The sequence below is a fragment of the Stenotrophomonas sp. STEN029 genome, from assembly GCF_056760015.1.
Genome location: NZ_JBRREC010000141.1, coordinates 1 through 7,717, shown reverse-complemented (window position 1 = coordinate 7,717; position 7,717 = coordinate 1). Strand labels below are relative to the sequence as shown.

Here is a 7,717-nt window from a genome sequence, read left to right as displayed (position 1 = left end):
AAACCCTCCCCCGCGTTGTTGGTTTTCACCCCTGGGGCCGGGGCGGGTAAAAATTTTTTTCCTCGCCGAACTTGGGGGGGGGGGGGGGCCCCGCGGGGGGGGGGCCCCCCCCCCCCCCCCGAGTCCGCGCACCCACCCGACGAGGTAGCGGATTGCCGACTGCAGCTGTCTGACCGGCGGGGCAGTGGGAAGTTCCCGTGTTGCAGTGCAATATTTATTGTCCCGCAACCTGGACCGTTGCTTGGGCAGCGGGGGAAAAAACGTGATATTGCGGCCACTTGCATAGTCAAATGGGGACAAATGCCGGTTGTCTCGCAAATTGTCCCGCTGTTATACTTTCGCGGCTCGACGAGACGCCTTTGCGCGATTCGGCTCTTCCCTTTACCTGAAGCAGGACACTTTGACGTGCTGAACTCCGTTGACGCGGGTCGGCGACTGATGTTGCGCGCCGCGGTATACCCGCTGGCCGCAGTGGTGGTCCTGGCTCTGGCCTTCCTCTTCGTGGGGCCAAAGCATGCGCTGGGCGCCCTTGTATCGGGCCTGGCGGTGGTGGCAGGGACGGCGCTGGCCGCGTGGGTAGGGCTCGGTGGCGGCGTTCAGGCCGCTGGTTCAGCAATGGTCCGCCTGTTCCTGGGGTTCATGCTGAAGATTGTGCTGATTGTTGCCGTGCTGGGAATGGCTTTTTTCTGGTGGCGACTTCCTCCTTTGGCTCTGCTGGCGGCAATTCCAGTGGCGCTGATGTTCCAGGTTCTGGCTCTGGCCAGACGTTGATTCACTCATAAAGGTTCCGGACACATGGCGGGCGAGGCTCTAACTCCTACCACGTACATCCAGCATCACCTGCAGAATCTGACCGCTCCGGTCGGTGAGGGCGGTGGTTTCTGGATGATCCACGTCGATACCATCGTCACCGCGGTCCTGATGGGCCTGCTGATGGTGTTCGCCTTCTGGATGGCAACCCGCAAGGCCACGGCTGGTGTGCCGGGCAAGTGGCAGGCGTTCGTTGAAATCTGCCTGGAGTTCGTTGACCGCCAGGCCAAGGACACCTACCACGGCAAGAGCAAGCTGATCACGCCCATCGCGATCACCATCTTCTTCTGGATCCTGTTGATGAACCTCATCAAGATGATCCCGGCCGATTTCATCGCCAAGCCGCTGGAACTGGCAGGCATCCACTACTGGAAGCCGGTGCCGACCGCCGACGTCAATGCCACCCTGGGCATGTCGATCAGCGTGTTCATCCTGATGATCTTCTTCGCGCTGAAGTCCAAGGGCATCGGCGGCTTCGTCAAGGAATTCCTGACGGCTCCGTTCGGCAAGTGGATGATGCCGTTCAACCTGATCCTCAACATCGTCGAGTGGCTGAGCAAGCCGATCTCCCTGGCGATGCGACTGTTCGGCAACATGTTCGGCGGCGAAATCGTTTTCCTGCTGATCTGGGTGCTGGGCGGTGCCGGCGTGTTCGGTGCCGTTGCCGGTGGCGTGTTCGGCTTTGGCTGGATGCTGTTCCACCTGCTGGTGATCCCGCTGCAGGCCTTCATCTTCATGATGTTGACCATCGTGTACTTGAGCCTGTCGGAAGACAGTCACTAAAGTTACAAGCTTCACCCAGTTTCAACCTTCATCCGTTTCATCACCCTTAGCTACTTAAAGTTCCTGGAGATAACCATGTACTTCGCCGTCCTGACCAACCTCGCCCAAGTTCAGAGCTCCACCGCCCTTGCCGTCGGCATCATGATCGGCCTGGCCGCACTGGGCGCTGGCCTCGGTCTGGCCATCATGGCTGGTAAGTTCCTGGAGTCGGCCGCTCGCCAGCCGGAACTGATCCCGGTCCTGCAGGTCCGCATGTTCATCACCGCCGGCCTGATCGACGCCGCGTTCATCATCTCGGTCGCCGTTGGCCTGCTGCTGGCCTTCGCAAACCCGCTGGCTGCTGCCCTGCTGGCCGAAGCCGCCAAGCTGGCAGGCTGATCCAGCTGCAGTGAGACGGTCGGGTGCCTGTCGGCTCCCGACTTCGGATGAAGGTTCGGTTGTGCCGCCACGGCGGCGCAGCCACCCCCGACACCAGCGATCGAGCTAATCATGAATATCAATCTCACCCTCTTTGCACAGGCCCTGGCCTTTGCTTTGCTGATCTGGATCATCGCGACCAAGATCTGGCCGCCGTTGTTGAAGGCCATTGAAGAGCGCCAGCAGAAGATCGCTGAGGGCTTGGCCGCTGCCGACCGCAGCCAGAAAGATCTGGCGCAGGCGGAAGTAAAGGTCAACGAGGCACTGAAAGAAGCCCGTGGCAAGGCCAACGAGATCATCGACCAGGCGCATGCCCGTGCGAACCAGATCGTTGAAGCCGCCAAGAACGAAGCCATCGCCGAAGCCACCCGCCAGAAAGAACTGGCCCAGGCTGAAATCGACGCCGCCGCCAACCGTGCCCGCGAAGATCTGCGCAAGCAGGTGTCCGCCCTGGCCGTGACCGGTGCCGAAAAGCTGCTCAAGCGCGAAATCGATGCCAACGCCCACAAGGCGCTGCTCGACGAGCTGGCTGCGGAGATCTGATCGATGAGCCAGGCCCTCACGCTTGCCCGCCCGTACGCCCGCGCCGCTTTCGCGATTGCGCGTGAGGAAGGCAAGTTCGCGCCGTGGTCGGACGCGCTTGCGTTCTCCGCCCGCGTTGCAGCCGATCCGCGCGTGTCGGCCTTGCTGTCGAATCCGCAGCTGAGCCGCGGCGATGCCGTCGCCCTGCTGACCCCGGACGCGACCAGCGAGACCTACGGTCGCTTCCTGGCCCTGCTGGCCGAAGGCCGCCGCCTGCAGCAACTGCCGGAAATCTCCGGTCTGTTCGAGCAGCTGCGCGCTGAAGCCGAACACGTGGTCAAGGCCACCGTCACCTCGGCCGCCGAACTGTCGGGCGAGGAACTGGACAAGATCAAGGCTGCGCTGCGCAAGCGTTTCGGCCGCGACGTCGAGGTATCGACCGCGGTGGACGCTTCGCTGATCGGCGGCGCCGTGATCGATGCCGGCGACGTGGTCATCGATGGCTCGCTCAAGGGCAAGCTGTCGCGCCTGCAGACCGCGCTCGCACACTGAATTCACATTACCGTCCGGCCACAAGCCGGCACTAGGACTTGACGATGGCTACCACGCTCAACCCCTCTGAAATCAGCGAACTGATCAAGACCCGCATCGAGAAGGTCGCCCTGTCCGCGGAATCGCGCAACGAAGGCACCGTCACCAGCGTGTCCGACGGCATCGTGCGCATCTTCGGTCTGGCCGACGTGATGCAGGGCGAAATGATCGAACTGCCGAACAACACCTTTGCCCTGGCATTGAACCTGGAACGCGACTCGGTCGGCGCCGTGGTCCTGGGCGACTACCAGAACCTGCGCGAAGGCGACGTGGCCAAGACCACCGGCCGCATCCTGGAAGTGCCGGTTGGCCCGGAAATGCTCGGCCGCGTTGTCAACGCGCTGGGTGAGCCGATCGACGGCAAGGGCCCGCTGGGCACCGCGCTGACCGCCCCGGTGGAGCGCGTTGCTCCGGGCGTGATCTGGCGCAAGTCGGTCGACCAGCCGGTGCAGACCGGTTACAAGTCGGTCGACTCCATGATCCCGATCGGCCGTGGCCAGCGCGAGCTGATCATCGGTGACCGCCAGACCGGTAAGACGGCCATGGCGATCGACGCCGTGATCAACCAGAAGGGCACCGGCATCAAGTGCGTGTACGTAGCGATCGGCCAGAAGGCCTCGACCGTTGCCAACATCGTGCGCAAGCTGGAAGAGAACGGCGCCCTGGCCCACACCGTGGTCGTGGCTGCCACCGCTTCCGAATCGGCTGCGATGCAGTACATCAGCGCCTACGCTGGCTGCACCATGGGTGAGTACTTCATGGACCGCGGCGAAGACGCCCTGATCGTGTACGACGATCTGTCCAAGCAGGCTGTTGCCTACCGCCAGATCTCGCTGCTGCTGAAGCGCCCGCCGGGCCGCGAAGCCTACCCGGGTGACGTGTTCTACCTGCACTCCCGCCTGCTCGAGCGCGCAGCTCGCGTGTCGGAAGAGTATGTCGAGAAGTTCACCAACGGCGCCGTCACCGGCAAGACCGGTTCGCTGACCGCACTGCCAATCATCGAAACCCAGGCTGGCGACGTTTCCGCATTCGTTCCGACCAACGTGATCTCGATCACCGACGGCCAGATCTTCCTGGAAACCGACCTGTTCAACGCCGGTATCCGTCCGGCCGTCAACGCCGGTATCTCGGTGTCGCGCGTCGGTGGTTCGGCCCAGACCAAGATCATCAAGAAGCTGTCCGGCGGCATCCGTATCTCGCTGGCCCAGTACCGTGAGCTGGCTGCGTTCGCGCAGTTCGCTTCCGACCTTGACGAAGCTACCCGCAAGCAGCTGGAGCGCGGTCAGCGCGTCACCGAGCTGATGAAGCAGAAGCAGTACGCACCGATGTCGATCGCCGACCAGGCGCTGTCGATCTACGCCGTCAACGAGGGCTTCCTCGACGACGTGCCGGTCAACAAGCTGCTCTCGTTCGAAGCCGGCCTGCACGCCCACTTCGCCAACACCGCAGGTGAGTTGACCTCCAAGATCAACAGCACCGGCGCGTGGAACGACGACATCGAAGCTGCCTTCAAGAAGGGCATCGCCGATTTCAAGAGCACCGGCACCTGGTAAGAGCGTATGTAGAGCGGAGCCTTGCTCCGCTTCACACTGATAAAGCGGGGCATAGCCCCGCTCTACGGGAATAAGAGATGGCAAGCGGACGCGAAATCAAAACCAAGATCAAGAGCGTGCAGAACACCCGCAAGGTGACGCGCGCGCTCGAAATGGTCTCGGCCTCCAAGATCCGCAAGGCGCAGGATCGGATGAAGACCTCGCGTCCGTACGCGCAGGCGATGAAGCAGGTAATCGGTCACCTGGCCCAGGCCAGCACCGATTTCCAGCACCCGTTCCTGGTCGAGCGTGAGCAGGTCAAGCGCGTGGGTTACATCGTGATCTCCTCCGATCGCGGTCTGGCCGGCGGCCTGAACAACAACCTGTTCCGCAAGACGGTCGCGGAAATGCGCGACTGGCAGGACAAGGGCGCCGAGATCGACGTGGTGACCGTTGGCCAGAAGGCCGGCGCGTTCTTCCGTCGCGTCAACGTCAACATGGCCGCCTCGGTGGCCAACATCGGCGACCAGCCCAAGCTGGAAACGCTGATCGGCGTGATCAAGGTCATGCTGGATGCCTTCACCGAAGGCAAGGTTGACCGCGTCTACCTGGTCTACAACCGCTTCATCAACACGATGACGCAGAAGGCCAGCTTCGACCAGCTGCTGCCGTTGCCGGCCGCCGAAAAGCAGGTGGCTTCGCACGACTGGGATTACCTGTACGAGCCCGACGCGGCAACCGTGCTTGAGCACGTGATCACCCGCTACATCGAATCGTTGGTGTATCAGGCGGTGCTGGAGAATGTTGCCTCCGAGCACGCAGCTCGCATGGTGGCGATGAAGGCGGCAAGCGACAACGCGAACAAGATGATCGGAACCCTGCAGCTGGTCTACAACAAGGCCCGGCAGGCAGCGATCACCCAGGAAATCTCCGAAATCGTCAGCGGCGCGGCAGCGGTCTAACGCGCGCAGTCAACAGCACACATTTAGAGGATGCAGCAATGAGTCAGGGCAAGATCGTTCAGATCATCGGCGCGGTCGTCGACGTCGAATTCCCGCGCACCGACGTGCCGAAGGTGTACGACGCGCTGAAGGTCGACAACACCGAAATCACGCTGGAAGTCCAGCAGCAGCTGGGTGACGGTATCGTCCGCGCGATCGCGCTGGGCTCGACCGACGGCCTGAAGCGTGGCCTGGTTGCCACCAACACCAACCGCGCCATCTCGGTGCCGGTCGGCGCTGGCACCCTGGGCCGCATCATGGACGTGCTGGGTCGCCCGATCGACGAAGCCGGCCCGGTGCAGGCGTCGGACAGCTGGGAAATCCACCGTTCGGCCCCGTCGTATGAAGACCAGTCTTCCTCGACCGAGCTGCTGGAAACCGGCATCAAGGTCATCGACCTGATGTGCCCGTTCGCCAAGGGCGGCAAGGTCGGCCTGTTCGGCGGCGCCGGCGTCGGCAAGACCGTCAACATGATGGAGCTGATCAACAACATCGCCAAGGCGCACAGCGGTCTGTCCGTGTTCGCCGGCGTGGGTGAGCGTACCCGTGAGGGCAACGACTTCTACCACGAAATGAAGGACTCCAACGTCCTCGACAAGGTGGCGATGGTGTACGGCCAGATGAACGAGCCGCCGGGCAACCGTCTGCGCGTTGCACTGACCGGCCTGACCATGGCGGAGTACTTCCGTGATGAGAAGGACGCCAGCGGCAAGGGCAAGGACGTGCTGCTGTTCGTCGACAACATCTACCGCTACACCCTGGCCGGTACCGAAGTGTCGGCACTGCTGGGCCGTATGCCGTCGGCCGTGGGTTACCAGCCGACCCTGGCCGAGGAAATGGGCGTCCTGCAGGAGCGCATCACCTCGACCAAGTCCGGCTCGATCACCTCGATCCAGGCCGTGTACGTGCCCGCCGATGACTTGACCGATCCGTCGCCGGCCACCACGTTCGCCCACTTGGATTCGACCGTGACCTTGTCGCGTTCGATCGCCTCGCTGGGTATCTACCCGGCCGTGGATCCGCTGGACTCGACCTCGCGCCAGATGGACCCGCAGGTCATCGGTACGGAGCACTACGACACCGCACAGCGCGTCCAGCAGACCCTGCAGAAGTACAAGGAACTGAAGGACATCATTGCCATCCTGGGCATGGACGAACTGTCCCAGGAAGACAAGGAAGCAGTGTCGCGCGCCCGTAAGATCGAGCGCTTCTTCAGCCAGCCGTTCCACGTGGCCGAAGTGTTCACCGGCTCGCCGGGCAAGTACGTGCCGCTGAAGGACACCATCCGTGGCTTCAAGGCCATCGTCGATGGCGAATACGACCACCTGCCGGAGCAGGCGTTCTACATGGTCGGCGGCATCGAAGAAGCGGTCGAGAAGGCCAAGAAGATGGCTGAGAAGGCCTAATAACCACGTAGGGCGGAGCATGCTCCGCCCGCGCGGCAACCTGCGGTGGGCGCAGGCCCACCCAACCAGGCGAAGAGAGATCCATGAGCACCATCCGTTGCGACATCGTCAGTGCCGAGCAGCAGATCTTCAGCGGCGAAGCGACCCTGGTCGTGGCCACCGGTGAGCTGGGCGAGCTGGGCATCGCGCCCAAGCACGCACCGCTGATCACCCGTCTGAAGCCGGGTAAGGTCGTGGTCACCACCGCTGCAGGCGAGCACCTGGATTTCGCCATTTCCGGCGGCATCCTGGAAGTACAGCCGCAGGTCGTTACCGTGCTGGCCGACACTGCCATCCGCGCCAGCGACATCGATGAAGCATCGGTGCGCAAGGCCAAGGAAGAAGCAGAGCGCGTGCTGGCACACCGTGGCGAAGCCATGGAACTGGCCGAAGCACAGCAGAAGCTGGCCGAAGTCACCGCCCAGCTGCAAGCGCTGGAGCGTCTGCGTCGCAACCTCAAGCACTGAGGATTGCAGCAGCATCAAGAAAAACGCCGGCCAACGCCGGCGTTTTTTTTGCACGTGCTGTTGTAGTGCCGAGCCATGCTCGACAAGGGCTCTACCAGTAGAGCCAACCTGTAGTGCCGAGCCATGCTCGGCAGGGGCTTTAGTGGTAA

Annotated in this window: 9 protein-coding genes; all 9 read left to right on the top strand. The window is 62.7% G+C overall.

The features are described from left to right. Nucleotides 1-405: 405 nt before the first annotated feature. The 9 genes from ACVOLI_RS19825 to ACVOLI_RS19785 all read left to right on the top strand — a co-directional run bounded on the left by ACVOLI_RS19825 (nt 406) and on the right by ACVOLI_RS19785 (nt 7,568). Nucleotides 406-771, top strand: a complete 366-nt coding sequence (locus ACVOLI_RS19825; RefSeq protein WP_313173335.1) for a hypothetical protein — start codon at nt 406-408, stop codon at nt 769-771. A 24-nt stretch (nt 772-795) separates the two neighbouring features. Beyond that, nucleotides 796-1,593, top strand: coding sequence for a F0F1 ATP synthase subunit A (atpB, locus tag ACVOLI_RS19820; protein ID WP_282273293.1), 798 nt, complete (start codon nt 796-798; stop codon nt 1,591-1,593). Between the two features lie 75 nt (nt 1,594-1,668). Then, the gene (atpE, locus tag ACVOLI_RS19815) at nt 1,669-1,971 is read left to right on the top strand and encodes a F0F1 ATP synthase subunit C (RefSeq protein WP_054661978.1); all 303 of its coding nucleotides are present in this window, start codon (nt 1,669-1,671) and stop codon (nt 1,969-1,971) included. Between the two features lie 111 nt (nt 1,972-2,082). Then, nucleotides 2,083-2,553, top strand: coding sequence for a F0F1 ATP synthase subunit B (locus tag ACVOLI_RS19810; RefSeq protein ID WP_282272812.1), 471 nt, complete (start codon nt 2,083-2,085; stop codon nt 2,551-2,553). A 3-nt stretch (nt 2,554-2,556) separates the two neighbouring features. Then, the gene (locus ACVOLI_RS19805) at nt 2,557-3,084 is read left to right on the top strand and encodes a F0F1 ATP synthase subunit delta (RefSeq protein ID WP_293715042.1); all 528 of its coding nucleotides are present in this window, start codon (nt 2,557-2,559) and stop codon (nt 3,082-3,084) included. Nucleotides 3,085-3,128: 44 nt separating this feature from the next. After that, complete coding sequence (gene atpA / locus ACVOLI_RS19800) at nt 3,129-4,676, top strand: F0F1 ATP synthase subunit alpha (RefSeq protein WP_282272809.1); 1,548 nt, start codon at nt 3,129-3,131, stop codon at nt 4,674-4,676. Nucleotides 4,677-4,753: 77 nt separating this feature from the next. Beyond that, nucleotides 4,754-5,617 carry a F0F1 ATP synthase subunit gamma gene (gene atpG, locus ACVOLI_RS19795; protein ID WP_057626866.1) on the top strand — a complete coding sequence of 288 codons (864 nt, stop codon included), beginning with the start codon at nt 4,754-4,756 and terminating at the stop codon, nt 5,615-5,617. A gap of 38 nt (nt 5,618-5,655) precedes the next feature. After that, nucleotides 5,656-7,062, top strand: a complete 1,407-nt coding sequence (gene atpD, locus ACVOLI_RS19790) for a F0F1 ATP synthase subunit beta (RefSeq protein ID WP_282272807.1) — start codon at nt 5,656-5,658, stop codon at nt 7,060-7,062. An 83-nt stretch (nt 7,063-7,145) separates the two neighbouring features. After that, nucleotides 7,146-7,568, top strand: coding sequence for a F0F1 ATP synthase subunit epsilon (locus ACVOLI_RS19785; protein ID WP_057626868.1), 423 nt, complete (start codon nt 7,146-7,148; stop codon nt 7,566-7,568). Nucleotides 7,569-7,717 lie beyond the last annotated feature (149 nt).

Bases quoted from the DNA above. Each gene is read 5' to 3' on its own strand.
- atpB (WP_282273293.1), top strand. From the start codon at position 796: ATGGCGGGCGAGGCTCTAACTCCTACCACGTACATCCAGCATCACCTG.
- atpE (WP_054661978.1), top strand. From the start codon at position 1,669: ATGTACTTCGCCGTCCTGACCAACCTCGCCCAAGTTCAGAGCTCCACC.
- ACVOLI_RS19805 (WP_293715042.1), top strand. From the start codon at position 2,557: ATGAGCCAGGCCCTCACGCTTGCCCGCCCGTACGCCCGCGCCGCTTTC.
- ACVOLI_RS19785 (WP_057626868.1), top strand. From the start codon at position 7,146: ATGAGCACCATCCGTTGCGACATCGTCAGTGCCGAGCAGCAGATCTTC.
- atpG (WP_057626866.1), top strand. From the start codon at position 4,754: ATGGCAAGCGGACGCGAAATCAAAACCAAGATCAAGAGCGTGCAGAAC.
- atpA (WP_282272809.1), top strand. From the start codon at position 3,129: ATGGCTACCACGCTCAACCCCTCTGAAATCAGCGAACTGATCAAGACC.
- ACVOLI_RS19810 (WP_282272812.1), top strand. From the start codon at position 2,083: ATGAATATCAATCTCACCCTCTTTGCACAGGCCCTGGCCTTTGCTTTG.
- atpD (WP_282272807.1), top strand. From the start codon at position 5,656: ATGAGTCAGGGCAAGATCGTTCAGATCATCGGCGCGGTCGTCGACGTC.